The sequence below is a fragment of the Anaerostipes sp. 494a genome, from assembly GCF_001940315.1.
GTDB lineage: Bacteria > Bacillota > Clostridia > Lachnospirales > Lachnospiraceae > Anaerostipes > Anaerostipes faecalis.
The window spans coordinates 1,271,602-1,298,419 of sequence record NZ_MJIF01000001.1 but is presented as its reverse complement, the minus strand read 5'-3'; the positions used below and the strand labels follow the sequence as shown (position 1 = coordinate 1,298,419).

Below are 26,818 nucleotides of genomic sequence, written 5' to 3'. Positions count from 1 at the left end.
TTTATGATAACAACAAATCAAAATAAACAAATTAAGCAGATATTAAAATTAAAGAAAAATGCAAGAGAACGAAAAAAAGAAAAAATGTTTATCGTGGAAGGTATTCGAATGTTTCGGGAAATACCAGAAGATCAGTTTGTAAAAGCTTATGTTACAGAGGATTTTTTTAGAGAGCATAACGAATTGTTTCAGCAAAAAGATACGGAGATTGTATCGGATTCAGTTATGAAAGAAATTTCAGACACCATGACTCCGCAGGGAGTTCTGGCGCTTGTAAAAATGAAAGAGTATTCCCTGGATGAATTTCTTGGGAAGCATCCTTTGCTTCTGGTACTGGAAAATATTCAGGATCCGGGAAATCTTGGAACCATTCTCAGGACCGGAGAAGGAGCAGGAATTACCGGACTGATTATGAGCAAAGATACAGTAGATATTTATAATCCCAAAGTGATTCGTTCTACTATGGGTTCTATATTCAGGGTTCCTTTCTGTTATGTGGAGGAGATGGCAGATGCTGTAGATTTTTTAAAGAAAAATGATATAACTACGTATGCAGCACATCTGGACGGAGCAACCTATACAAAAGAGAATTTTAAAGGGGCATCAGCTTTTTTTATTGGCAATGAAGGAAATGGATTAACCAGACAGTTAACAGAAAAAGCAGATAAAATGATTAAAATTCCGATGATGGGAAAAGTTGAATCTCTAAATGCTGCCATGGCTTCAGGATTACTTGTTTATGAAGCCAGGCGCCAAAGAGAAGAAGGAGGGGAGTAAAATGTATACAATTTACTGGCTGATAGCTGTTGGAGTATTTTTACTTGTGGAAATACTTACGCTCGGTCTCACCAGTATCTGGTTTGCAGGAGGTGCTTTAGTGGCGTCATTTACTGCATTTTTAGGAGCACCTTTATTTTTTCAGCTGATTGTTTTTATTGTGGTAACCTGCGTTTTATTTATGCTGACACGTCCATGGGCACAGAGATTTTTTAATAATAGTGTAGAAAAAACCAATGCAGAAGCTTTGATAGGAAAGCATGCCATAGTAAAGAATAGTATTGATAATAAAAGGGGAAAGGGTACAGTATTTATTAATGGAATGGACTGGTCTGCAAGATCTGTTAACGGGGAAGAAATTCCGGAAGAAACAGAGGTTCTGATTCATGAGATACAAGGTGTAAAACTGGTAGTAGAACCAGTAGATGAACCTGTAGTAGAACCGGTAGAAAATCTGGAGGAACCTGTGGAAGAAGAAATGCAGAATGAGGAATCAGAAGGGATATCTGATAATGATGAGGAGAAACAGGAGGAGTTATAATGTTTATTGTATTACCGATTCTTATTATACTAATTGTATTAGTGATGCTGTCAACCATACGAATCGTGCCGCAGGCATATGCTTATGTGGTGGAACGTTTAGGGGCATATCAGGGAACCTGGTCAGTGGGACTTCATGTTAAAGTTCCATTTATCGACAGAGTTGCAAAAAGAGTGAATCTGAAGGAGCAGGTGGTAGATTTTCCACCTCAGCCGGTGATAACAAAAGATAATGTAACCATGCAGATTGATACAGTGGTATATTTTCAGATTACGGATCCAAAGCTATATAGTTATGGGGTGGAAAATCCAATTATGGCCATTGAGAATTTAACTGCCACAACACTGCGAAATGTTATTGGTGATCTGGAACTGGATGAAACACTGACTTCCAGAGAGACCATCAACACGCAGATGAGGGCAACTCTTGATGAGGCAACGGATCCATGGGGAATTAAAGTAAATCGTGTGGAATTGAAAAATATTATTCCGCCGGCAGCAATCCAGGATGCCATGGAAAAACAGATGAAAGCAGAGCGAGAACGACGAGAAGCAATTCTTCGTGCAGAAGGAGAGAAAAAGTCTGCTATCTTACGTGCAGAAGGACAGAAAGAATCTGTTGTTTTACAGGCACAGGGAGAAAAAGAATCTGCCATTTTACGTGCGGAAGCACAGAAAGAAGCAACCATTCGTGAAGCAGAAGGTCAGGCAGAAGCAATTCGTACAATCCAGCAGGCCAATGCTCAGGGAATTGAATTTATCAAAAATGCCGGAGCAGATGATGCGGTTATCCAGCTTAAGAGTCTGGAAGCTTTCGCTAAGGCCGCTGATGGAAAGGCAACAAAGATTATTATTCCTTCAGAAATACAAAGTTTAGCCGGAATGGTGAAATCGGTAACGGAAATTGGACAAAATGATAATATTAATGTATAATATATTACGATGAGCTAATAGAAGCTTAACGAAGAATTAATATTTAGGAGGAATATGACATGAGATTGAAAAAAGTATTGGCATTATCACTGGCAGCAGTGATGGGAATGAGTCTTGTAGCATGTGGAAGCAAATCAGATGACAGTAAAAAGGAAAAAACATATAAAATCGCTTCTGATACAACATTTGCACCATTTGAATTTGAAAATGAAGATGGTGAAAGAGTCGGAATTGACCTGGAATTATTAGATGCAATTGCAAAAGAAGAAGGATTTAAATATGAAGTTGAGGCTGTAGGATTTGATGCAGCTATGGCAGCTGTGGAATCAGGACAGAGCGATGGAATGATTGCAGGTATGTCTATTACCGATGAAAGAAAAGAAAAATATGATTTCTCTGATTCCTACTATACATCTAAAGTATGTTTTGCAACAGAAAAAGGATCTGATATTGACACTTTAGAAGATTTAAAAGGAAAAAATGTAGTTGCTAAAGTTGGTACTGTTGGAGCAGCTTATGCAGAAAAAATGGCTAAGAAATATGATTTCAAAGTAAAACAGATCGATGCATCTCCTACAATGTATCAGGAAGTTGTATCTGGTAATGCAGTAGCATGTTTTGAAGATTTCCCTGTTATGAATTATGAAATTCAGGAAAAAGGACAGAAATTAGAAGTACCATTTATCTCTGATGAAGGTAGTGAATATGGATTCGCAGTTAAAAAAGGTGAAAACAGTGAATTATTAGATAAATTTAACAGCGGATTAAAGAAAATCAAAGACAACGGTAAATATCAGAAAATTGTTGATAAATACGCAAAAGAAAAATAGAACTGAGGTTAGGACATGAATTTTATACAGCTATTAGTAAAATACGCACCGACCTTCAATGAAGCACTGATTCTGACATTACAGTTGACATTAGTATCATTGGTATGTGCCAGTATTCTTGGAATCATTTTTGGTATGTTCAGTATTGCCAAAACAAAAATTTTAAATATTATTTCCAGCATTTATATTGACATTATCCGTGGAACACCATTGATCGTACAGGTATTTATTATGTATTATGGTGTTGGTATGAGTATTTTAAAGCCAGTATTTAATATCAGCTGGAACGAACTTGGCGGAGTATTTACTGCTGGTGCTATTGCATTAAGTTTAAATGCAGGTGCTTATATGGCAGAAATTGTCCGTGGAGGAATCGAATCTGTAGATAAAGGACAAATGGAAGCTGCAAGAAGCCTTGGCTTGCCTTATGGAAAAGCTATGAGCAAAGTAATACTTCCTCAGGCAATTCGTACTATGCTTCCATCTATCATCAATCAGTTTATTATTTCATTGAAAGATACATCACTGATTTCTGTTATTGGAATTCGTGAACTGACAATGAATGCCAAGATGATTTCAGCCAATGAATCAGCTGCTGTTTTAACAGTTTATGTTATTGCAGCTGCCTACTATTTAGTAATCTGTACGATCCTTTCTAAGGTGGCTAAGGTTCTGGAAAGGAGAATGTCATATGGAAAATAAAGTAGTTGTCAAGGGACTGGTAAAGAGCTTTGGGAAGCTTGAAGTATTAAAAGGAATGGATGTGGAAGTAAAAGACGGCGAGGTAGTTTGTCTTATAGGACCTTCCGGATCTGGTAAAAGTACTTTCTTAAGATGTTTAAATCGTCTGGAATCCATTACTGGAGGCCAGGTGATTATCGATGGTTTTGATATTACAGATAAGAATACAGATATCAATAAAGTCCGTGAGAATATCGGAATGGTTTTCCAGCATTTTAATCTGTTTCCGCATAAGACAGTCATGGAAAATATAATCATGGCACCTGTGGAACTAAAGAAAATGACAAAAGAGCAGGCAATTGCAGTAGGTCAAAGTCTGTTAAAAGATGTTGGACTATCTGAGAAGGCAGATGCCTATCCGGCACAGTTATCCGGAGGGCAGAAACAGCGTGTAGCCATTGCAAGGGCACTGGCAATGCATCCGGATATTATGTTATTTGATGAACCTACATCAGCTCTGGATCCAGAGATGGTAGGAGAAGTATTAAATGTAATGAAGACTCTGGCAAAACAGGGTATGACCATGGTTGTGGTAACTCATGAAATGGGATTTGCAAGAGAAGTGGCAGATCGTATTATCTTTATGGATGGAGGGTATATCGTAGAACAGGGAACACCTGCAGAAGTATTAGGAAATCCAAAAGAAGAGAGAACCATAAACTTCCTTAATCAGGTATTATAAAAATTTAAAAGACATCCCCGCAAAATGCTTTTGCACTGCGCTTGTGCAGATTGTTTTGCCTGGGATGTCTTTTTCATTACATAGGAAAGGAGATACAATATGAAAACAATTTTATGTTTTGGTGATTCTAATACTTATGGATATAACCCGGAAAATGGGTTCCGGTATCCTTATGAACAAAGGTGGACCAGTATCCTGCAGGAAAATGTTTCCGGAAAGGCTATTGTCATTCCAGAGGGATTAAATGGAAGAACCACATGTTTTGAAGATGAGATCAGACCGGGTAGAAATGGTGTAACATATCTGGATCCCTGCCTGCACAGTCACGGGCCCATTGATCTGGTGGTATTAATGCTTGGAACCAATGATCTGAAAATAAGATTTCAGGCCACTCCTGCAGATATCGGGAAAGCTATAGAAAGATTAATTAAAATGATTTTATCTATAACACCGGAAAAAAGACAGGATAAAAAGCCGGCAAAGATTCTTCTGGTATCGCCTATTTATTTAGGAGATAATTTATGTGAAATAGACAGTGGAGAAGAAATGGGATATGAAAGAGGAATTGAATATTCCAGACGTCTGGCACCAATATATAAACAATATGCAGATATGTATGGAATAGATTTTATGGATGCAGCCAGATATGCAGAGCCGTCAAAACTTGATGCATGTCATTTGTCTGCCAAAGGACATGAGAAACTGGGAAAGGCAATTACAGTTAAATGTCGAGAAATCCTTGAAATCTAGCGGTCTCAGGGTTGTTTTCAAGGATTGGTTCATATATAATAAGTACCATATAAGCATATGGCATAAAAAAATGCCTGAATATATATGCCTGAATTGTAAGAAAGCGGAGGAACTAAAGATGGATTTAAAAGGAAGAAATTTTCTGACATTGAAGGATTTTACACCGGAAGAAATTGGATATTTCATTGAATTGGCAGAAAAATTAAAGGCAGATAAGAAAAAAGGAATTACAGGTAACAGCCTGAAAGGTAAAAATATAGCATTATTATTTGAAAAACCAAGTACAAGAACAAGATGTTCTTTTACCATCGGGTGCGTAGATGAAGGTGGACATCCGGAATATCTTGGAAAGGATGATATCCAGCTTGGACATAAAGAGTCTGTAGAAGATACAGCAAGAGTACTGGGAAGAATGTTTGACGGAATTGAATTCCGTGGATTCTCTCATGAAAATGTGGAAAAACTTGCAGAATACAGTGGAGTACCTGTATGGAATGGATTAACAGACAAATATCATCCAACACAGGTTCTGGCAGATTTTCTTACATTAAAAGAACAATTTGGTAAATTAGAAGGACTGAATTTTGTATTTGCAGGAGACGGAAGAAACAATGTAGCAAACTCTCTTATGATCGGATGTGCAAAAATGGGACTGAATTTCATATGTCTGGCACCTAAGAGCCTGTGGCCGGAAGAAGAACTGGTTGAACAGTGTAAAGAATATGCAAAAGCATCAGGAGCGACCCTTACATTTACAGATAATGTAGAAGAAGGTGTGAAAGATGCTGACTGTATTTATACTGATGTATGGGTATCTATGGGAGAAGAAGAAAAATCAGCAGAACGTATGGCAATTTTAAGACCATATCAGGTAAATCGTGAAATGATGAATATGACAGGAAAAGACACAACAGTTGTTATGCACTGCCTGCCAGCAGTTAAAGGAAATGAAATAACAGAAGATGTATTTGAAGAATATGCAACTGTAATCTTTGATGAAGCAGAAAACCGTATGCATACAATCAAAGCGGTTATGGTAGCAACATTAGGAGAATAAAACAAAACATCATGAAAACTAGAATTCTGAAAGAATTGAAAGCGACCGGAGAATATGTCTCCGGTCAGGAGCTTTGTAATAAATTTAATGTTTCCAGGACTGCAGTGTGGAAGCATATCAAAGCCTTAAGAGAAGAAGGATATGAGATCGAGTCAGTGACCAATAAAGGATATCGTCTTGTAAGCAGTCCGGATCTTCTTTCATCAGAAGCAATTTCCAGCTGCCTTAATACAAAATGGCTTGGGAAACAGCTAAAGTGTTTTGATGCTCTGGATTCTACCAATCTTGAAATCCGTCGCCTGGCAGAGGCAGGAGCACCCCATGGAACAGTAGCTATTTGTGAAGAACAGACTATGGGAAGAGGCAGAAGAGGTAGAAGCTGGCTTGGAGAAGCAGGCTGTGGTATATGGATGAGTTTTCTGCTTCGTCCAGATATTGCAGTTGAGAACAGTTCCATGCTCACGCTGCTTGCAGCACTTTCTGTGGAAAGGGCTATTTATGAAATCACCGGGATTGAAAGCAGTATAAAATGGCCCAATGATATTATCATAAATAGAAAAAAGGTTTGTGGAATTCTTACTGAAATGAGTATGCAGATGGATGAGGTAAATTACATTGTTGTAGGACTGGGAATTAATGTAAATATGAAAGGATTCCCAGAAGATTTAAAGGATAAGGCAACATCTCTGCAGATTGAATATGGAGAAAAAATTCAAAGAGCTCCATTGGCAGCAAAAGTACTGAAATGTTTTGAAGAATATTATGAAGAATTCATAAAAACAGAAGATTTATCAAAATTTACAGAGGAATATAATAAACTTCTGATTCACATGAATCAGAAAGTGAAAGTTGTTCGAGGAGCAAAAGAAGAGATCTTTCTTTCCAAGGGAATAAACAGTCAGGGAGAATTAATCGTAGAAGATGCTTTTGGAAGAGAACAAACTGTATTATCCGGAGAAGTTTCTGTCCGGGGAATACTGGGATATGTTTAATAAAAGCATCCATCGGAGGGCAGATTATGTATCAGGATAAAGTAACACTCTGTGGTTCCAACGGATATCAGAAAAAATATTATCTTAATGAGGATTTTCAGGGATTGCCGGAACAGGTAAAAAATGAACTGAAGATCGCATGCGTCCTTTACACCGAAGAAGTAGGTGGGATTTTAACACTGGAATTTGATGAGGATGGCACATTATCTTTTGTAACACGTGCAGAAGATAATGATTTTTTTTATGATGAAATTGGAAGTGCATTGAAAATGAAAGAAATGCAGCAGGAAAAAAGAGATTTATGGGAATCTCTTGAAATGTATTACAAGGTATTCTTTTTAGGGGAAGAGGTATAAGGTATGTTATTGGCATTAGATGTAGGAAATACAAATATAACAATAGGAGTTTTTCAGAGAAAAGAAATTATCGAATCATTTCGTATTACAACAAAGATTCCAAGGACTTCTGATGAATTTGGAATGATTATTTCTGATCTGCTCAGTGCAAAGGGTCTGGACAAGGATCAGGTTAAGGCAATCGTAATCTGCTCAGTTGTACCAAATATCATGCATTCTCTGGTTAATGGACTGGTGAAATATTTTAATATTAAACCAATTATTGTAGGGCCGGGAGTGAAGACAGGCATCAATCTTGGAAGAATGAATCCGAGAGAAGTGGGAGCAGATAAGATCGTAAATCTTGTGGCAGGGTATCAGCTGTACGGCGGTCCTTCACTTGTCATCGACTATGGAACGGCAACTACATATGATGTGGTAACAGAAGATGGAACATTTCTGGCAGGAGTTATCGTACCTGGAATCCGTACGGCAGCCAATGCACTGGTACAGGGGGCGGCAAGACTTCCTGAAATTGAAATTGTAACACCGGAAACAATTCTGGCAACTAATACTGTCAGCAGCATGCAGGCCGGATTGTTTTACAGTGTCATAGGGGAAGCAAAACACATTATCCATCAGATGAAAGAACAGACTGGATTTAAAGATATGAAAGTTATAGCTACAGGCGGACTTGGAAAAATGGTCGCAAAAACAGTAGATGAGATTGATTACTATGATAAAGATTTGACACTGAAGGGATTACAGATAATCTATGAAAAACAGTAAATTAGAACCATTGGTTATTGGAAATGTTGTAGTTGAACATCCTTTTGCTCTTGCACCTATGGCAGGGGTGACGGATCTTCCATACAGGATTTTGTGCAAAGAACAGGGAGCTGGTCTTATGTGCACGGAAATGGTCAGTGCCAAGGGATTGTATTATGGCAACCGAAAATCAGCGCCTTTAATGGAAACATGTCCCCAGGAACAGCCGGCAGCCATTCAGATTTTTGGCTCTGATCCGGAAATCATGGGGCAGATGGCACAAAAGGTAAATGATGGAAGATATCAGATCATTGATATTAATATGGGTTGCCCGGTTCCTAAAATTGTTAATAACGGAGATGGATCAGCTTTGATGAAAAATCCTAAGCTGGCAGGACAGGTAATTAAGGCGGTAGCAGATGCCGTTGATATTCCTGTTACTGTAAAAATCCGCAAAGGTTTTGATGATGAACATGTAAATGCAGTTGAAATGGCACAAATAGCAGAGGAAAATGGGGCGGCTGCCATAGCGGTCCATGGAAGAACAAGAGAACAGTATTATTCCGGGAAAGCAGACTGGGATATTATCCGTCAGGTAAAAGAAGCAGTAAATATTCCTGTCATTGGAAATGGAGATATTACCTGTCCGGAAGATGCAGTGAGAATGAAGGAAGAGACCAACTGTGATGGATTTATGATTGGACGAAGAGCCAAAGGAAATCCGTGGATTTTCCATGAGATGCTTCATTATTTTGAAACAGGGGAAAAGCTTCCAAGACCTGAGCTCAAAGAAGTGGTAGAGATGATGCTTCGTCATGGCCGGATGATGATTGAATTTAAAGGTGAGTATATTGGAATCAGGGAGATGCGTAAGCATGTATCCTGGTATACTTTTGGGTTTCCGGGAGCAGCGAAATTAAGAGACAGAGTAAACCACACCAAAACATATGAAGAACTGGAGCAGTTACTTAACCAGTATTTAGCTGAAGCAGAATCCTGTTCATAAGGAATGGGAAGAAAAGGAATTGATTTCTTTAAATAATTAAGATATAATAAATCAGTTAACAATAAGAACGAAAGGAAGAGTGTCATGGCAGAGGCAAAGAAGAATATTTTAACACCAGCCGGTTTGAAGGCATTAGAAGATGAATTACAGGAATTAAAAGTCGTTAAACGTAAAGAAGTTGCCCAGAAGATCAAAGAAGCAAGAGAGCAGGGTGACTTATCAGAAAACGCAGAATATGATGCAGCAAAAGACGAACAGCGTGATATTGAAGCACGTATCGAAGAAATAGAAAAGATTCTGAAAAATGCAGAAGTAATTGATGAAAAATTCAAAAAAGGTGTTATCAGCCTTGGATGTGAAGTTGTTCTGGAAGATATTACATTAGGAAAAGAAGTAACATATCACATTGTAGGTTCTACAGAAGCAGATATCCTGAAGAATAAGATTTCCAACGAAGCACCGATCGGAAGAGCTTTATTAGGAGCTAAGATTGGAGATGTAGTTCAGGTTGAAGGAATTAATCAGGTGAACGAATTCAGAGTCATCGACGTACAGAGAAAGTAAGAGGAAATAGGAAAAGTGGCAGAACAGAAGAAAGATACAAACGAATTGATCAAAGTAAGAAGACAGAAACTTGCTGACCTGCAGGAAGCAGGAAAAAATCCTTTTGAGATTATGAAATATGATGTGACACATCATTCCATGGAAATCAAAGATAATTTCGAGGAACTGGAAGGACAGGAAGTAGCCGTTGCCGGACGTCTGATGTTCAAACGTGTCATGGGAAAAGCCTCTTTCTGTAATATTCAGGATCTTCAGGGCCGTATTCAGGCATATGTGGCAAGAGATGAAATCGGAGTAGAAGAATACAAAGATTTCAAGAAAATGGATATCGGTGATATTATTGGAATTAAAGGAAAAGTCTTTGCTACAAAGACAGGAGAAAAATCTATTCATGCAGAAGAAGTAATTTTACTTTCCAAGAGCTTACGTCCTCTTCCGGAAAAATTTCATGGTCTGACAGATACAGATACAAGATATCGTCAGAGATATGTTGACCTGATCATGAACGAAGAATCCAGAGATACATTCATCAAACGTTCAAAGATTATCAGCAAGATTCGTTCTTTCCTGGACGGACAGGGATTCATGGAAGTGGAAACCCCAATGCTGGTAGCCAATGCCGGAGGTGCAGCAGCCAGACCTTTTGAAACTCATTATAATGCACTGAGCGAAGATGTAAAACTTCGTATTTCACTGGAACTTTACTTAAAGAGACTGATTGTTGGCGGACTGGAAAAAGTATATGAAATCGGACGTGTATTCCGTAATGAAGGTGTAGATACAAGACATAATCCGGAATTTACACTGATGGAATTATACCAGGCATATACAGATTATCATGGTATGATGGATCTGACAGAGAATCTTTACCGTTTCCTTGCACAGGAAGTAACAGGAAGCACAACTATCACATACAATGGTATTGAAATGGATCTTGGAAAACCTTTCGAAAGAATTACCATGGTAGATGCTGTAAAGAAATATGCAGGTGTTGACTGGAACGAAGTTACAACGGTGGAAGAAGCAAGAAAATTAGCAGACGAACATCATGTAGAGTATGAAGAACGTCACAAGAAAGGTGATATCCTGAATCTGTTCTTTGAAGAATTTGTAGAAGATAAGCTGATTCAGCCAACTTTCGTAATGGATCATCCAATCGAAATTTCACCATTAACAAAGAAAAAACCAGAAAATCCGGAATATGTAGAACGTTTTGAGTTCTTTATGAACGGATGGGAAATGGCAAATGCTTACTCTGAGTTAAATGATCCAATCGATCAGAGAGAACGTTTCAAAGCTCAGGAAGAACTTCTTGCTCAGGGAGATGAAGAGGCAAATACAACAGACGAAGATTTCCTGAATGCACTGGAAATCGGTATGCCACCAACAGGTGGAATCGGATTCGGAATTGACCGAATGGTAATGCTGCTGACAGACTCATCAGCGATCAGAGATGTATTACTGTTCCCGACGATGAAGAGTTTGGATAAATAAAAATTTAAGACATCATTGCTTATAGTGATATAGGCAGTGGTGTCTTTTTACGTGCTGGGATAGATAAGGTGGTATTTGTATCGGAAGGCTAATCCTTTGTTTGGTGTACAATACTCTTTCTATCTATGGTATACTAAATATAGTCTATATAATTTTGCTATGCTTGGTGGAAGAGTGTTATGCTAAGAGAAACGAACCAGAGAGTTTATAGTACCAGATAACATAAACTTCTTTATCAACTTTGACACTCAGGAACGCCCATATAAAGGGGATATCTTAAAGAAAAACGGAGGGATATTATGAAAAAGAAAAGTATTTTATTTGTCTTGTTTGTAATGTTCTGGCTTGGTGTTCTCAGGGTATCAGTTGCAGCATCAGTACCTGCAACAGTGCCTACAGATGTAGATTCTCCTTCGTCTGGATGCACTTTCCTGGGAATTGAAGGGAAATATGAAGTCATATGATTAGCAATAGGCAGAAAGGAATCTAGCATGGAAATAAAAAGTTTATTGATAAAGGATACCACAAAAGAAGAACGCATTCATATTGTGCAGGAAGGGCTTAACCAGTGCGGTGGTGCCTGTGATTTTTGCAATGGATGCGACAATCTAGGTGGTGGTTCTGTTGACACATTTTATGAACCATATATTAATGGAGAGAAGGAACTGCGGCAACTAAATGAGGAATATAGAAGTAAATCCGGCATGGTAAAGTAGATGATACAATGAGAACACCTAAGATAGCAACTTCTACGGAAGATGAACGAAGAAAATATATAAAAGACACTTTCAGGTGCATAGCGGATTGTGATATGTGTGGTTTATGTATCGTGTTTAAAGGAAAAGATCCGGAACTGGCATATGCAGATTATATCTGTGGGAAGCGAGAGTTTATGGAAGTGTCTGAAGACTACAAATGAAAATGTATGTCTTGCTATATACGATAAGTATGATGGATTTGGTAATCTGAAAAGTATTCAGGTGATGGGGCAATTCATCGGGCAGCAGGACCGGAGCTTTTAGCAGAGTGCAGGACTCTTCATGGATGCGAGACTGGAGAGGCAAAGATTACAAAAGCTTATAATCTGCCATGTGATTATGTGATACATACTGTTGGACCGATGTAGGACGGATTTTGCGGACATTCAAAATAAAAAAGAATGTGGAGGTAACAGACAATGGCAAAATCATTATTTGAGGAACTGGGCGGCAAATACGAAAGGCAAGGGGATTATTTGATACCGTGCTTAACTGTACCCGCCGAAGAAGAACAGGCAATAGGCATCTGGGGGCAACGGCATTTAGATTATCTAAAACAGTACCGTAAAGTTACATACACCAATCTTCTTACAAGCGGCAGGCTAAACGCCTACCTTGCCGACATCAACAGACAGGCACAGGAACGCTTTGAAAGGCTCATAGAGAGTATGAAACAGGCACAGGGCATAACGGAACAGCTAAAGGCAGAAAACGCCTTAGAATGGACAGGATGCCTCAATAACATAAGGGCTTGTGCGAGGGAGATTGTGGAAAAGGAAATTATTTTTGCATAAACAGATGATTAGTGGCAGGGGGAAATCCTGCCGCTTTTTCTGCTTTAGTTTGTCAGCTTGACAAATAAAGGGTTAAGGAATATAATTAGATTCAGTATTATACAAGGAGTTAATAAATATGCGGCAAGGTATTCTTAAATAAACTGTCAATTTGATAGTGGGAACAAAAAGTAGCAGTCCCGTTTCACTTTTAATATGGGGCTTAGTTTTTTGTACCCAGTTTAAGAATACTTTTATCATGTAATTTTATATGCCCGAAAACATATAAGTGTTTTGGGGCTATTGGAGTTATTTACCCAGTGATAGGAGTATTTATCACTGGGTATTTTTATGCCCTTTTTTGGGTGTTGATAGGAGGAAAATCACATGAAAATAATTAACTTAGGCATTCTGGCTCACGTTGACGCAGGAAAGACAACATTAACGGAAAGTTTATTGTATACCAGTGGTGCAATTGCAGAACTAGGGAGCGTAGATGAAGGCACAACAAGGACAGATACAATGAATTTGGAGCGTCAAAGGGGAATCACTATCCAGACAGCAGTGACATCTTTTCAGTGGGAGGATGTAAAAGTCAACATTATAGATACGCCAGGCCATATGGATTTTTTGGCGGAAGTATACCGTTCTTTATCCGTTTTAGACGGAGCAGTATTATTAGTTTCTGCAAAGGATGGCATACAGGCACAGACCCGTATACTGTTTCATGCACTACAGATAATGAAGATTCCGACAATTTTTTTCATCAATAAAATTGACCAAGAGGGGATTGATTTGCCAATGGTATATCGGGAAATGAAAGCAAAGCTTTCTTCGGAAATTATAGTGAAGCAAAAGGTTGGGCAGCATCCCCATATAAATGTAACGGACAATGACGATATGGAACAGTGGGATGCGGTAATTATGGGAAACGATGAACTATTAGAGAAATATATGTCAGGGAAACCGTTTAAAATGTCAGAACTGGAACAGGAAGAAAACAGGAGATTCCAAAACGGAACGTTATTTCCCGTTTATCACGGAAGCGCTAAAAACAATCTGGGGATTCGGCAGCTTATAGAAGTAATTGCCAGTAAATTTTATTCATCAACGCCTGAAGGTCAATCTGAACTATGCGGGCAGGTTTTTAAGATTGAATATTCAGAGAAAAGGCGGCGTTTTGTTTATGTGCGTATATATAGCGGAACATTGCATTTGAGGGATGTTATTAGAATATCTGAAAAAGAGAAAATAAAAATCACAGAGATGTGTGTTCCGTCAAATGGTGAAATCGTCCCGGCTGACCATGCCTGTCCGGGAGAAATTGTTATTTTAGCTGATGATACTTTGAAACTGAACGACATTCTGGGAAATGAAAAACTCCTGCCTCACAAAACATGGATTGATAATCCCATGCCATTACTTCGGACAACGGTAGAGCCGCAAAAGCCGGAGCAAAGGGAAGCCCTGTTAAATGCCCTCGCAGAGATTGCTGATACAGACCCTCTTTTAAAATATTATGTGGATACTACAACGCATGAGATTATACTTTCTTTTTTGGGGAATGTGCAGATGGAAGTCATTTGTGCCATCCTTGAGGAAAAATATCATGTGGAGGCAGAAATAAAAGAGCCTTCGGTTATATATATGGAAAGACCGCTTAGAAAAGCAGAATATACCATCCACATAGAAGTCCCGCCAAATCCTTTCTGGGCTTCTGTCGGGTTGTCCATAGAGCCGCTCCCTATTGGAAGCGGAGTGCAGTATGAAAGCAGAGTTTCACTTGGATATTTAAATCAATCGTTCCAAAATGCGGTTATGGAGGGGGTTCTTTATGGCTGCGAGCAGGGGCTGTATGGATGGAAAGTGACAGACTGTAAAATCTGTTTTGAATATGGATTGTATTATAGTCCTGTAAGTACCCCCGCAGACTTTCGGCTGCTTTCCCCTATCGTATTGGAGCAGGCTTTAAAAAAAGCAGGGACAGAACTATTAGAGCCATATCTCCACTTTGAAATTTATGCACCGCAGGAATATCTCTCACGGGCGTATCATGATGCTCCAAGGTATTGTGCAGATATTGTAAGTACTCAGATAAAGAATGACGAGGTCATTCTGAAAGGAGAAATCCCTGCTAGATGTATTCAAGAATACAGGAACGATTTAACTTATTTCACAAATGGGCAGGGAGTCTGCTTGACAGAGTTAAAAGGATACCAGCCAGCTATTGGTAAATTTATTTGCCAACCCCGCCGCCCGAATAGCCGTATAGATAAGGTTCGGCATATGTTCCACAAGTTAGCTTAGCAGCTTGCAAAAGTCATATAAAATGAGATTTGAAAGGATTAGAGACTAATTATGATGAAATGCGAATGGATATTGTGTCCTGTTTGTGGGAGCAAAACCCGTAATAAAATTAGGAAGGACACTGTTTTGGAGAATTATCCCCTTTATTGTCCAAAATGCAGACAAGAAAGATTGATTAAAGTTGACAACTTGAAGATAACTGTCATCAAAGAGCCAGACGCTTAAGACGAAGAGCCGATGAAATTGTGGAACAATTCACGAATCATCGGCTCTTTTTGTTTCGTATTTGAAAGAACAAACTCACCAAATAAAAAAAACGATATTCGGGTGGGTTATTTTGTTATACCCTAAATTACCCTCTGAATTTGTTTTTAAATTTGGAGGGATTTTTTTATGTCCTTTTTTCGGGCAGTTATCTATCTGCTCATACGAAGCAAAATTTATCAATACATAGCATATCAGAGAACGGCAGGAAACCAGTTAAAAAAATTTCTGCCAGTGCAACGGTACTTCTCACCTTGAAAGTAGAAGTACAATCTCCATACAATAGAATTACTATTTCCTATAACCGTAAAGGTCACAGAGCCTTTGCGGTTTTTCTTTTGTCGATTTTTGTTGGAAAGTGCCGTAGGGCTGTTTCTGATATGCGGTGTCGTTCTCCGCCTCTCCATCTGGATTTTTTACATTTCAAAAATTCAGATGGGAGGTATTTATGGTGAAATATGCACCAAGAAAGGTATATATCAGAGAAAGTGGCGGCTATGTGGAATTATCCTACACGGAGTTCTGCCGTTGCAGGGAATCCGACCAGACCTATATGGACAAGCTGTTTATCCCCATTCAAGGCTGTCTGCTTGAAGTCGTGAGGGAGCAATACACAGACTTCTACCGTGACAAGGAACGGTGGCGTTATCTGCAAAAATTAGATACAAAGAATAGACTGCTATCTCTCGACGGATTTACGGACAGCGAGGGGAATCCTCTGGACTTTATCACTGATGAAGCGGTGGACATTGCAGAAACCGTTGTCAATGCGGTCATGGTGGACAGGCTGAAAGCCGCCCTGCCTTTGCTGTCGGATAGTGAACAGGAGCTGATACAGGCAATCTTTTTTGACGGACTTTCCGAGCGTGAAGTCGGGGCGAGGTTGGGCATAACCCAGAGCGTTGTAAACAAACGCAAAGCCAGAATCCTAATAAAACTAAGAAAGATAATAGAAAATTAAAATTTAAGGCGTTCAGCCCCCTTGTTTTTTCCTTTGGGAAGATGAGGGGGCTTTTCTCTGCCCTCTCAATCAATTCTGATTGGAGGAAGTAAGAATGGCATACAACCACGGACGGGAGGACAGGAAATGGCGTATCTGGAAAGAAGCGGAGGAAAAGCTGCTGCGTGAGTGCGGCGTTGATGAAGCGACCATTGAGCAGATACGCATGGCGGACAGGGCAGACTTCAATTCCAACAGGCGGTTTTACCGATGGACGAATGACGTTGCGGAATATCTTGAGGACATGGCAGGCAGGGAGCGGCAGGCGGAAGTGGGTACGGTTGCGGAGTTACTGGAAGAGATTGAGAGCGAAAATCTCTATCAAGTATTAGTCACGGTGGACGGGCGTACCTTGAAAATCGTCCTGCTGAAAATGCAGGGGTATTCCACAAAGGAGATTGCCCCGCTTGTGCATTTGACGACTGGTGCCATCTATGCGAGGTTAGACCATCTGCGGAAGAAGCTGCGGAAAATTTTATAGCTTCTAAAACAGCCTGCCATCCTGCGGGCTACTGGGTGAGGGATGGAAATCCCCTCACTCATTTTTTGCAGGAGGACAACAGGATGGCATACAGGGTTAAGGCATACACGCTTCGGGAGGAATCCACGGAAAGCGGCACAAGGTATTTTATCAGCTTTAAGGACGGGCAGGGCAAATCCCACGAGTTGGAAGTGTCGGAACAGTTCTTTATGGAGTTTCGGCAGATGGAGCGCAGGAACAGGAATCTTTTCTAATGGGACGAGCGGCACAGGGAGTTTAACGAGGTATGGGACGAAACCCTTTACAGACGGGCGTTGCGTGTGCCTAAGAGCCTTGATGAACGCATGGTTGAGGAAGAACGGAATGAAACGCTCTATAAGGCGGTTGGGAGCCTTCCAGAGATACAAAGGCGGCGTTTCCTGCTCTACTACGAGTATGAGTTCAATTTTTACCAAATCGCCGCTATGGAGCATTGCACCGCTTCGGCAATACAGAAATCTGTTGCGATTGCAAAGGAGAAAGTAAAGGCGGAAATTGAAGAAATATCTCCAACCGTGACCGACACCGCCCGAAAAAGAAATCTGTTTTTTATTTGTGTGGGATTGGCGGCATTACATACTCTCACTTTTTTCCGTGGGAGTAAATCTATTTTTAAGGAGGTCAACGCCTATGTGCAACGAAAACAAAGACACCGCCCGAAAGGAGGAAAGCCATGCAGAAGTTACAGACAGTCAACGCCGAAACGCTCCTTTATGAACCGCTTGAGAAACCATCCTTTGTGGTGGACAGCCTTATCCCGACAGGCTTATCGCTGTTCTGCGGCTCACAGAAGATAGGCAAAAGCTGGCTCATGCTGAAGCTATGCTTATGCGTGTCGCAGGGAATCCCTTTATGGGATATGCCGACAATGGAGGGCGATGTGCTTTACCTCTGCCTTGAGGACACGTTCTGCCGCATACAGGACAGGTTATTTCGTTTGACGGACGAAGCAAGCGGGCGGCTCCACTTTGCCGTGGCAAGCTGCAAGCTGTCAGACGGTCTTATCGTGCAGCTTGAAGATTATCTGAAAGATTACCCAGACAGCAGGCTCATTGTCATTGATACCTTGCAGAAAGTCCGTACAGCTTCAAAAGACAATGCCTATGCAAGCGACTATGGGGACATCTCCCTCATCAAAGACTTTGCCGACAGGCACTCTCTGGCGGTCATTGTCGTACACCACATCCGAAAGCAGAATGACAGCGACGTGTTCAACAAGGTGTCTGGGACGACAGGATTAACGGGGAGTGCGGACGCTACCTTTGTTCTGGAAAAGGAGAAACGTGCGTCTGACACCGCCAAGCTGTATGTGACGGGCAGGGACACGCCTTATCAGGAATACACGCTGCGTTTCCGTGATTGCCGTTGGGAGCTTGTGGAGCGGAAAACGCAGGAGCAGCTTGCGAAAGAAACGATACCAGATGTCCTTTTTCGGTTGGTGGATTTTATGAGGGATAAGGAAGAATGGATAGGCACGGCAACGGAACTGTTAGCCGCTATGGGGGAAACGGAAACCATACCCACGGTGATTACGAAATGGCTGAATGAATACCGCACCACATTTTTAAGCGAGAACCGTATCTGCTACCAGTACAGCCGCAGGAAAGACGGCAGGCGGATTGCCCTTGCAAGGAGGGCGGGTGACAGCGGTGATGGTGGTGACAGCGATATTAGGATACCCCCCTGTTACTGTCATTGACGCTTAAAGCCATGTAAAGCTGGCGGCTCTGCCCTGCGGGTGACAGCAGTGACGGTGGTGACAGTGATTTTAGGATACCCTGCCGCTGTCATCCCTACGGGAGAACACCCCGTAAACGCAAAATGCAGGCGTGAGATTTACTCGCCCTTTTCGGTCGTGTAAAACCACCCCTGCGGTCAGAAAAATCATTCCGATTTTTCCGACTGCGTTTACAGGGTGTAACACACTACACTTTGCCCTGCAAAGTCGTGTGCCAGACGTTCCCTCTGGACTCCCTTAAGGCAGGGCTGTGCCCTGCTATCCTACGCCTTACGGCTTCGGATAAAAGAATGGCGGCATGACGGTGACGGCTCTTGCGAGGGGGTATCCCAAAAACACCGTCATCATCGACATGACCGTCATGCAGGGGGTGAGGGTGACAGTTGCGGCAGTCGGCAGGGGGTATCCCAAAACTGCTGTCACCACCGTCACCGCTGTCACCCCAAAGGACGGTCACCCGCCGAAAGAAAGGAGGAATCCGCCTATGCCTTATGCAATCCTGCGTTTCCAGAAACGAAAAGCGGGCGGCGTTGCGGCTTGTGAACGCCACAACGAGCGGAAGAAAGAAGCCTACAAAAGCAACCCAGATATAGATATGGAACGCTCTAAAAACAATTACCATCTCATAGCACCACCAAAGTACACCTACAAGAAAGAGATTAACCGCATGGTAGCCGAAGCGGGGTGCAGGACAAGGAAAGACAGCGTGATGATGGTGGAAACGCTCATCACAGCTTCACCAGAATTTATGAACCAGTTACCGCCCGAAGAACAAAAAGCGTATTTCCAGACGGCTCTTGACTTCATTTCGGAGCGTGTTGGAAAGCAGAATATCCTCTCCGCTGTCGTCCATATGGACGAGAGAACGCCCCATATGCACCTCTGCTTTGTGCCGATTACGCCAGACAATAAGCTGTCAGCGAAAGCTATTATAAAATGTCAAGACCTAATGTACAAAAAATATTATATAAAAATGTACAATTAGTCTGTTTGTTTTAAGTGGTCTTTTAACCTGTATGACTTTCCTGATATTGGTATTACATGTGCATGATGCAAAACTCTGTCCATAATGGCATTTGCAACAACCGCATCATAAAATATTCCATCCCACTCATTAAAGTTCATATTTGTTGTTAATATAGTGCTTTTCTTTTCATATCGCATATCTATAAGCTGAAAGAATAGATTTGAATCCTCTTTATCAATAGGCAGATATCCAAGCTCGTCAATGATAAGCAGGCGGTAATGACAAAAATGCTTTAATCTTGCATCAAGCCTGTTTTCCAGTTTTGCCCGCTTTAGCTGTTGGAGCAGATCATTGCACTTTATAAAATATGTGCTTACTCGCTTTTTTGCGGCTGCAATACCGATAGAAGTTGCAAGATGTGTCTTTCCGACTCCACTCGGTCCAAGAAATACTATATTTTCATTCTTTTCGAGGAAGCCAAGACTTGCAAGCTCCCTCATTTCCTGTTCATTCACACTTGGCTGAAATCCAAAGTCGTAATCTTTAAGCTCTTTTACAAATGGAAATGCTGCGGCCTTTATCATAGACCGTGAAGCATTCTGTTCTTTAAAATCCACTTCATAATTACTGAGCTTTAACAGACCCTCCGTAAATGATAATCCGTTTGTTGTTACAAAATCTCTTATTTCATCAAGATGAAGTTTCATCTGGGTTAACTTTAACAATTCCAGATTTGCTGTTAACTGATTGTATGTACTATTACTCATAATCATAAACCTTTCCTATTATCTCAAGATTTTCTTTTGCTCTGTCCATTATGTGTTCATCTTTGAAAATATGGGATTTTCTAGCAATTGCAGCATAATGTTCAGAAATATAATTCAATTTTTTTGAACTTAATTGATGAATGGTTATTAATTCTGTGTTACAATACACATGTATATAACCATCATATACCTGTAAAGAAACAATCTTTCCTACGTACTCTGGTGGGACAGAGTACTGGCATCCTTTGTAATAAAACATGCTTGAATGATTGACTTTTACGGTATTTGTGGTGATTTGATAAGGCTTTCTTATGGTATCAGCGGGTAGGCTGTTTAGGAAAGCCTTTTCTCTGTTAAAATACATCAGCGGAATTCTTCCGGTTCCCTGGTTCACCTGTGCATTCACACGATTGTTAATTCTTGTTACTAGTTCAACCAGTTCTTGGTAATTTAACTTTCCATTATAAGCCCTTATTTCATCAAGTATCTTCATAGGAGCCTCAACCTTGGCCTTCGTATGGGGATGCCCTGCAATGCACGGCTGAACTTTAAAACCATAATCATCAGCGAATTGCTGAAACTTATTATTTACTTTGCCGGCAGAATATTCTGTTCTTGCTTCATCCATAACAGTTTTCATATTATCTGTAACTATTTCAGCCGGTACACCACCAAATGTTTCAAATGCATCATCAAGAAACGAGAAGAGTATATCCTGCGTCTTGGAAAGTGATACTCTGTATACCCTGAATCTTGAATATGAAAGCAATAAAACAAAAACATTTACATCTATAGTTTCTCCAGAAGAAAGAGTAAACGGAATCGACTCTTTCCAATCTAGCTGAGCCTGCTTACCCATAGGCGTTTCATATCGAACGGTTACCTGATTAGTGTTGGAAGGTCTGCCTTTTCTGAAATATGAATCGAATTCAGGATATTTTCTAAGGTAATGGCAGAAGTTGCAGTAAACACCTGTAAAGCCATGGTTATCTACAAGATACTGCCATAAAACTTTTCTGTAGTAAAATACCTGTTGGTTTCTGTCTGATAACAATTCAGCAATAATATCATAAAATGGTGTAATGCAATCATTACAGTTCCTTGTTTCTGGTTTCGTATATCCGTTTATATATTTATCTACTGTACGTCTGTCTACCTCCAATTCTCTTGCTATTTGACTTTTATTGATTTTCAATGTCCCATCCTCCAAAAATGGTTTTAGTTTGTACAGGTCATTGACACTTTCTATTTTTATGTTTGTTATGATCTGATTCTTTAATATCATTATGAGTTCCTCCTTGTAACTCATATATCATAACATTTGTACATTCTTATTTAATATTTATTGTACATACTTAAGTATAACTTTATAAGCTATCTTAGGCAACCAGAAATCATTATCCGAGTGGCAGACCGCCTACCATGAGCGGATGTCCTCACGGTGGAATCAGCTTGAACGGGGGCAGTCCTCAATGGAAACCAAGCGGAAACACGTCCCCACATGGCTCTATAAATTAGGCGGCAGGCTTGATAAACAGTATGAAGAAATCGTGTCTGCCCTATCCGACATCAACGCCTTTAACGCAGGGAAGAAAAGGGATAAAGCGTTAGATTTACTCTCTGCATGGCTGCCAGACGTGGAGAAATTCTCTAAGGAAATCGGGAAACAGCAGGCGTATATCGACAGTTTGAAAGAGAGAATTGGGCAGGAATCAGACTATGCGGGGCGTATGCGTGATGAAAAGTACGAGCAGGAACTAAAGGTGCAGAAAGCGAATCAGAAGATATTTGAATTGCAGAGAACCAACGAGCAGATGGGGCGGCTGCTGTCAAAAATACCGCCCGAAGTGTTGGAAGAATTGCAGAAAAATCATAGAAGCAGAGCGAAAGAAAGGTAGATATGTGAATGAAGAAACAGGATTTTAAGGTGTTAAAGACCAAAGACTTGTACCCGTTCCCCGACAATCCGTTTCATGTGGCAGAAGATGAAACACTGTCAGAGTTAGCGGAAAGCATCAAGGAATTTGGCATTGTCACGCCGATAATCACACGCCCGAAAGAGGACGGGGACGGTTATGAAGTGATTGCAGGACAGCGGCGTGTCCGTGCTTCTGAACTTGCAGGGATAAATACCGTGCCTGCGTTTGTCCTGCCCTTAGACCGTGACCGAGCCATCATCACCCTTGTAGACAGCAATTTGCAGCGTGAGAATATCCTGCCATCGGAGCGGGCGTTTGCTTACAAGATGAAATCCGAAGCCATGAAGCGGCAGGGTTTCCGCACAGACTTAACCTCGTCACAAGTTGTGACGAAGTTGCGGACGGACGACAAGGTGGCACAGGGCTTCGGCGTGGGCAGGATGACCGTGCAGCGTTTTATCCGCCTGACGGAACTGATACCGCCGATTTTGCAGATGGTGGACGAGGGGAAAATCGCCCTCACGCCTGCGGTGGAACTGTCCTTCTTGAAGAAAGACGAGCAGGAAAACCTCTTTGCCACGATGGAGAGCGAAGAAGCAACGCCCTCACTCTCACAGGCACAGCGGATGAAACAGTTAAGCCAGAGCGGGCGGCTTGACATGGATACGATATTTGCGATTATGACGGAGGAAAAGGGCAACCAGAAAGAAACCTTGAAAATCAACACAAGCAAGCTGAAAAAATACTTTCCGAAGAACACAACGCCGAAGCAGATGGAGGAAACCATCATCAAACTTTTGGAGCGTGAGTTGCAGAGGAAACGCAACCGTGACAGCCGCTAATCTTCTTTTTTCGGGAAGTAAATACAGAGAGTTGAGGTATGGAGAATGAGAGAAATCCAGTATGAAATCGTAAAGGAAATCGCAGTATTGTCTACGGGCGACAGTGGCTACACAAAGGAAATCAATCTCATTTCATGGAATGGGAAAGAGCCGAAGTATGACATCCGCAGCTTTTCCCCGAACCGTGAAAAGTGCGGCAAGGGAATCACGCTGAACGCTGATGAAGCGGCGGCACTCCTTAAAGCATTACAGAAAGAATTAAACAGCGAGGATTAATGGTATCTGATTGGCAGGGCGGGGACATTTCCAAACTCTTCCCTGCCCTGTCTGGAAAGGAAGATTTAAGTATGGGCGAGGATAAGAAAGCAGATAAAAAGAGAAAGCGTATCGTGCCAAAAGCACCAGTGCAGATGATAATCAGCCGTGAATATGTCGGCACACAGACCGTTACAGAAGCGTTTGTCCCGATTATCTCCGAGGATATTCGGAAGAAGATTGCCGAGGGCGACACCTTCGACAATGAGGGGCTGTCCGCTTAGAATGTACGCAATGGGACATGAAAACAGATAGGACAGATACGGAGGTTTTACAGTATGGCAGGAATCAAAGAAGAAAAGAAAATCTATTTAGTCGGCATTTATTGCCGCTTATCTAAAGACGATGGTACGGATAACGAGAGTGCGAGCATTGCGACACAGAAATCCATCCTCACGGATTATGTGAAAAAGCAGGGATGGCACATAGCAAAAACGTATGTGGACGATGGTTATTCTGGTACAAATTTCCAAAGACCAAGTTTCCAGAATATGATAAAAGACATTGAAAGCGGTCTGATAAACTGCGTGATTACGAAAGATTTATCCCGTCTGGGGAGAAACTATCTTGATTGTGGGTTATATCTGGAAGTTTTCTTCCCAGAGCATAACGTGAGGTATATAGCGGTCAATGACGGCGTAGATACCTTGAATAAATCTGCTATGGACATCACGCCTTTCCGCAACATTTTAAACGAAATGTATGCCGCTGACATATCTGTTAAGATAAAATCGGCATATCGGGCGAGGTTTCAACAGGGGAAATTCATGGGAACTACCGCCCCTTATGGCTATATCAAAGACCCTGCCGACCACAACCATCTGCTGATAGATGATAAAGTGGCACATGTTGTAAAAGAGATATTCGACCTTGCATTAAAAGGGAATGGAGTTGCCAAAATTTGCAGACATCTTAATAAACAGCATATCCTACGCCCTGCCGCTTATGCGGCGGAGCGTGGCGAAACAGGCTTTGAACGTCATTTTGAGGGGAACGAGGACAAACGCTATATTTGGAGTGGGAACAGCGTGAGGAGCATTTTAAGAAGCCCGATATATGCGGGAAATCTTGTAGGCTACAAACGGATTGCCGCCAATATGAAAAGCAAGAAACGCCCCTCTAAGCTGCCCGAAGAATGGGAAGTGATACCCAATACCCATGAGGGAATAGTCACGCAGGAGGAATTTGATATTGTCCAACAGCTTATTACAAGTCGTAGGCTTCCACAGAACAAGGGAGGATTTGTAAATATTTTTGCAGGCGTTATCAAGTGTGTGGACTGCGGATGTGCTCTGCGGGCAATGAACGTACACAGGAGGAAACGCCCAGAGATTATCGACTGTGTACAGTATTCATGTAATAATTATGCAAGAAACGGAAGAAGCGAGTGTAGTGCCCACAATATAGAAGCAAGGGATTTATTCAATGCCGTTCTTGCCGACATCAACTGTTTTGCGGATATGGCAGTGAATGATGAAAAGGCGGTCAGGGCCATAGAAAAGCGGCTCACGGAAACAGACCAGAGCAGGGCGAAAGCATTAGAGAAAGAACGTAAGAAGCTGAACAAACGCCTTGCGGAACTGGACAGGCTGTTTTCCTCTCTCTACGAGGATAAGGTCATGGAGCGTATTACCGAGCGGAATTTTGAGATGATGTCGGGGAAATACCAGAAAGAGCAGCTTGAAATTGAAGCAAGGCTGAAAGAGGTGACGGAAACTCTTAATGAAAGCTACGAGAAATCACGGGGAATCCGTGACTTCCTCGCCCTTATCCGAAATTATCAAGGCTTAAAAGAACTGGATGCAACAGTTATAAACGCACTCATAGACAAGATACTTGTTTCGGAGCGTGAGAAGATGGCAGACGGAACAGTGAAGCAGGAAATCAAGATTTACTATAAATTCATCGGCTTTGTCGATGAATTACATATCATACCTACAAAACGGTGGGCAGCAATGCCCGCTAAAAATTGTACGGTGTGCGGCGTTGAATATGTCCCGGGCTCTGGTGCATCAAGGTATTGTCCTGCTTGTGCCAAGAAGATACGGAGGGAGAAATCAAACGAGAGCAAACGCAGGAGCAGAGAACAGAAAAGGATAGCATGTATGAACTGTCCGCAAAAAATGACCGACTGATATGGAATGGAGGCAGGAGTAGGGAAGAAGAGCTTCTTGCAAGCTGCTATTTTAATTCTATGAAGCTGGCAGTGGAAAATGGAATAAGAACCATTGCATTTCCGTCTATATCTACAGGTGTGTATAGTTTTCCTGTAAAATTGGCTGCAAAGATAGCAGTTCATACAGTTAATGGATTCTTACAGGATAATCCTGATAGCTTTGACTTGGTGGAATGGGTATTGTTTGATTTTCATACAGAGTCGGTCTATGAAGCTGAGGTAGACAAGATATATGAGTAATAGAAGCGAAATGGTTGGCATATCTGTTGAGAATATGTTTTTTGCCGATATAATATATGGTTAGAAGTAAAGAAGTGGATGGTGAAGAAAAGCTGAATCTTGTCATGTTAGATGATGCAATTCCAGCGGGTGCAAAATTGCATTAAGATTATAAATAGTACACATGTATAGGTGGATAACTATGTGTAATTTTATATTGCTTGTTGAAAGAGTTTATAGTACCAGGTACTATAAACTTCGAAGAGAAGTAAGTGATGATATAATCATGTTGCTGGACAGAGGAAAAGGAGTCCGCAATTTAGTTTTTAAGAAAGCAAATTTATTATTATGGATTTACCAAGTGAATGAAGGAGGCTTATATCATGGATAGAGTAGTAAAGTTCTTAAAAGAAGCAGAGACATATTATTTAGCAACAGTGGAAGGTGATCAGCCAAGGGTAAGACCTTTTGGAACAGCGCATATTTTTGAAGGAAAACTGTATATTCAGACCGGAAAGGTGAAGGATGTTTCAAAGCAGATTCACGCAAACCCAAAGGTCGAAATCTGTGCATTTAAGAATGGAGAGTGGCTCCGTGTAGCAGGAGAGCTTGTAGAAGATGATAGAAGAGAAGCAAGACAGTCTATGCTTGATGCTTATCCATCTTTACAGAATATGTACTCTGCAGATGATGGAAACACAGAGGTGTTCTATTTTAAGAATGCAACAGCTACATTCTCATCATTTACACATGAACCGGAAGTAGTGAAGTTCTAAGGACGGCA

At 41.1% G+C, this 26,818-nt stretch carries 27 protein-coding genes and 8 pseudogenes; 33 read left to right on the top strand and 2 right to left on the bottom strand.

Going from position 1 to position 26,818, the window contains the following annotated elements; genetic code table 11:
• The first annotated feature begins 3 nt into the window (after positions 1-3).
• The 26 genes and pseudogenes from BHF70_RS06585 to mobV all read left to right on the top strand — a co-directional run.
• Complete coding sequence (locus BHF70_RS06585) at positions 4-777, top strand: TrmH family RNA methyltransferase (RefSeq protein WP_075759498.1); 774 nt, start codon at positions 4-6, stop codon at positions 775-777.
• 1 nt (position 778) lies between these two features.
• Entirely contained in the window at positions 779-1,318 is a 540-nt protein-coding gene (locus tag BHF70_RS06580; RefSeq protein ID WP_075759497.1) for an NfeD family protein, read from the top strand.
• A complete protein-coding gene (locus BHF70_RS06575; RefSeq protein WP_075759496.1) occupies positions 1,318-2,250 on the top strand; it encodes an SPFH domain-containing protein in 933 nt (310 codons plus the stop codon). The genes BHF70_RS06580 and BHF70_RS06575 overlap by 1 nt, the downstream gene beginning before the upstream one ends.
• A gap of 65 nt (positions 2,251-2,315) precedes the next feature.
• Complete coding sequence (locus tag BHF70_RS06570) at positions 2,316-3,080, top strand: transporter substrate-binding domain-containing protein (protein WP_334292854.1); 765 nt, start codon at positions 2,316-2,318, stop codon at positions 3,078-3,080.
• 15 nt (positions 3,081-3,095) lie between these two features.
• The gene (locus BHF70_RS06565) at positions 3,096-3,782 is read left to right on the top strand and encodes an amino acid ABC transporter permease (protein ID WP_075759494.1); all 687 of its coding nucleotides are present in this window, start codon (positions 3,096-3,098) and stop codon (positions 3,780-3,782) included.
• The gene (locus tag BHF70_RS06560) at positions 3,772-4,503 is read left to right on the top strand and encodes an amino acid ABC transporter ATP-binding protein (protein WP_075759493.1); all 732 of its coding nucleotides are present in this window, start codon (positions 3,772-3,774) and stop codon (positions 4,501-4,503) included. The genes BHF70_RS06565 and BHF70_RS06560 overlap by 11 nt, the downstream gene beginning before the upstream one ends.
• Positions 4,504-4,602: 99 nt before the next feature.
• Complete coding sequence (locus BHF70_RS06555; protein WP_075759492.1) at positions 4,603-5,253, top strand: SGNH/GDSL hydrolase family protein; 651 nt, start codon at positions 4,603-4,605, stop codon at positions 5,251-5,253.
• A 118-nt stretch (positions 5,254-5,371) separates the two neighbouring features.
• Positions 5,372-6,310: an ornithine carbamoyltransferase gene (gene argF, locus BHF70_RS06550; protein ID WP_075759491.1), complete on the top strand. Its 939-nt coding sequence runs from the start codon at positions 5,372-5,374 to the stop codon at positions 6,308-6,310.
• 11 nt (positions 6,311-6,321) lie between these two features.
• A complete protein-coding gene (locus tag BHF70_RS06545) occupies positions 6,322-7,302 on the top strand; it encodes a biotin--[acetyl-CoA-carboxylase] ligase (RefSeq protein WP_075759490.1) in 981 nt (326 codons plus the stop codon).
• A gap of 26 nt (positions 7,303-7,328) precedes the next feature.
• The gene (locus BHF70_RS06540; RefSeq protein ID WP_075759489.1) at positions 7,329-7,658 is read left to right on the top strand and encodes a DUF6145 family protein; all 330 of its coding nucleotides are present in this window, start codon (positions 7,329-7,331) and stop codon (positions 7,656-7,658) included.
• A gap of 3 nt (positions 7,659-7,661) precedes the next feature.
• Entirely contained in the window at positions 7,662-8,426 is a 765-nt protein-coding gene (locus BHF70_RS06535; protein ID WP_075759488.1) for a type III pantothenate kinase, read from the top strand.
• Complete coding sequence (gene dusB / locus BHF70_RS06530; protein WP_075759487.1) at positions 8,413-9,411, top strand: tRNA dihydrouridine synthase DusB; 999 nt, start codon at positions 8,413-8,415, stop codon at positions 9,409-9,411. The genes BHF70_RS06535 and dusB overlap by 14 nt, the downstream gene beginning before the upstream one ends.
• Before the next feature lie 84 nt (positions 9,412-9,495).
• A complete protein-coding gene (gene greA / locus BHF70_RS06525; RefSeq protein ID WP_075759486.1) occupies positions 9,496-9,975 on the top strand; it encodes a transcription elongation factor GreA in 480 nt (159 codons plus the stop codon).
• 15 nt (positions 9,976-9,990) lie between these two features.
• A pseudogene (lysS, locus tag BHF70_RS06520) lies at positions 9,991-11,460 on the top strand (lysine--tRNA ligase); the annotation flags it as partial.
• Positions 11,461-11,768: 308 nt separating this feature from the next.
• Entirely contained in the window at positions 11,769-11,933 is a 165-nt protein-coding gene (locus BHF70_RS12460) for a hypothetical protein (protein ID WP_158024880.1), read from the top strand.
• Between the two features lie 27 nt (positions 11,934-11,960).
• A complete protein-coding gene (locus BHF70_RS06515; protein WP_075759484.1) occupies positions 11,961-12,185 on the top strand; it encodes a hypothetical protein in 225 nt (74 codons plus the stop codon).
• Between the two features lie 8 nt (positions 12,186-12,193).
• Positions 12,194-12,388, top strand: coding sequence for a hypothetical protein (locus BHF70_RS06510; protein ID WP_075759483.1), 195 nt, complete (start codon positions 12,194-12,196; stop codon positions 12,386-12,388).
• Positions 12,389-12,451: 63 nt separating this feature from the next.
• Positions 12,452-12,592: pseudogene (locus BHF70_RS06505) on the top strand (macro domain-containing protein); the annotation flags it as partial.
• Between the two features lie 54 nt (positions 12,593-12,646).
• On the top strand, positions 12,647-13,021 hold the full coding sequence (locus BHF70_RS06500) for a TnpV protein (RefSeq protein ID WP_075759482.1): 375 nt from the start codon (positions 12,647-12,649) through the stop codon (positions 13,019-13,021).
• 366 nt (positions 13,022-13,387) lie between these two features.
• Positions 13,388-15,307, top strand: a complete 1,920-nt coding sequence (tet(O), locus tag BHF70_RS06495; RefSeq protein ID WP_075759481.1) for a tetracycline resistance ribosomal protection protein Tet(O) — start codon at positions 13,388-13,390, stop codon at positions 15,305-15,307.
• A gap of 51 nt (positions 15,308-15,358) precedes the next feature.
• Positions 15,359-15,532 carry a cysteine-rich KTR domain-containing protein gene (locus tag BHF70_RS06490; protein ID WP_002779755.1) on the top strand — a complete coding sequence of 58 codons (174 nt, stop codon included), beginning with the start codon at positions 15,359-15,361 and terminating at the stop codon, positions 15,530-15,532.
• A gap of 490 nt (positions 15,533-16,022) precedes the next feature.
• Positions 16,023-16,532: a sigma-70 family RNA polymerase sigma factor gene (locus BHF70_RS06475; protein WP_105116765.1), complete on the top strand. Its 510-nt coding sequence runs from the start codon at positions 16,023-16,025 to the stop codon at positions 16,530-16,532.
• A 94-nt stretch (positions 16,533-16,626) separates the two neighbouring features.
• Entirely contained in the window at positions 16,627-17,052 is a 426-nt protein-coding gene (locus tag BHF70_RS06470) for a sigma-70 family RNA polymerase sigma factor (protein ID WP_000323895.1), read from the top strand.
• An 83-nt stretch (positions 17,053-17,135) separates the two neighbouring features.
• Positions 17,136-17,610 (top strand): annotated as a pseudogene (locus BHF70_RS12350) (RNA polymerase sigma factor).
• Between the two features lie 154 nt (positions 17,611-17,764).
• Positions 17,765-18,797: pseudogene (locus BHF70_RS06460) on the top strand (AAA family ATPase).
• A gap of 516 nt (positions 18,798-19,313) precedes the next feature.
• Positions 19,314-19,763 (top strand): annotated as a pseudogene (gene mobV, locus BHF70_RS06455) (MobV family relaxase); the annotation flags it as partial.
• 47 nt (positions 19,764-19,810) lie between these two features.
• Here the strand turns inward: mobV and istB are convergent.
• Together istB and istA are read right to left on the bottom strand one after the other, a co-directional pair.
• The gene (istB, locus tag BHF70_RS06450) at positions 19,811-20,563 is read right to left on the bottom strand and encodes an IS21-like element helper ATPase IstB (RefSeq protein ID WP_075760473.1); all 753 of its coding nucleotides are present in this window, start codon (positions 20,561-20,563) and stop codon (positions 19,811-19,813) included.
• Between the two features lie 2 nt (positions 20,564-20,565).
• Positions 20,566-21,848 (bottom strand): annotated as a pseudogene (gene istA, locus BHF70_RS06445) (IS21 family transposase).
• Positions 21,849-21,936: 88 nt separating this feature from the next.
• Between istA and BHF70_RS06440 the strand changes: the two are divergent.
• The 7 genes and pseudogenes from BHF70_RS06440 to BHF70_RS06405 form a co-directional block, all read left to right on the top strand.
• A pseudogene (locus BHF70_RS06440) lies at positions 21,937-22,461 on the top strand (MobV family relaxase); the annotation flags it as partial.
• Between the two features lie 8 nt (positions 22,462-22,469).
• Entirely contained in the window at positions 22,470-23,324 is an 855-nt protein-coding gene (locus BHF70_RS06435) for a ParB/RepB/Spo0J family partition protein (RefSeq protein ID WP_000743700.1), read from the top strand.
• A gap of 45 nt (positions 23,325-23,369) precedes the next feature.
• Entirely contained in the window at positions 23,370-23,600 is a 231-nt protein-coding gene (locus tag BHF70_RS06430; protein ID WP_001206986.1) for a YdbC family protein, read from the top strand.
• Positions 23,601-23,671: 71 nt separating this feature from the next.
• The gene (locus BHF70_RS06425; RefSeq protein ID WP_001820669.1) at positions 23,672-23,863 is read left to right on the top strand and encodes a hypothetical protein; all 192 of its coding nucleotides are present in this window, start codon (positions 23,672-23,674) and stop codon (positions 23,861-23,863) included.
• A 54-nt stretch (positions 23,864-23,917) separates the two neighbouring features.
• Complete coding sequence (locus tag BHF70_RS06420; protein ID WP_001820670.1) at positions 23,918-25,774, top strand: recombinase family protein; 1,857 nt, start codon at positions 23,918-23,920, stop codon at positions 25,772-25,774.
• A pseudogene (locus tag BHF70_RS06415) lies at positions 25,774-26,055 on the top strand (macro domain-containing protein); the annotation flags it as partial. The gene BHF70_RS06420 and the pseudogene BHF70_RS06415, both read left to right, overlap by 1 nt.
• 362 nt (positions 26,056-26,417) lie before the next feature.
• Positions 26,418-26,810 (top strand): pyridoxamine 5'-phosphate oxidase family protein, encoded by a 393-nt coding sequence (locus BHF70_RS06405; RefSeq protein WP_075759479.1) that lies wholly within the window; start codon positions 26,418-26,420, stop codon positions 26,808-26,810.
• Positions 26,811-26,818 lie beyond the last annotated feature (8 nt).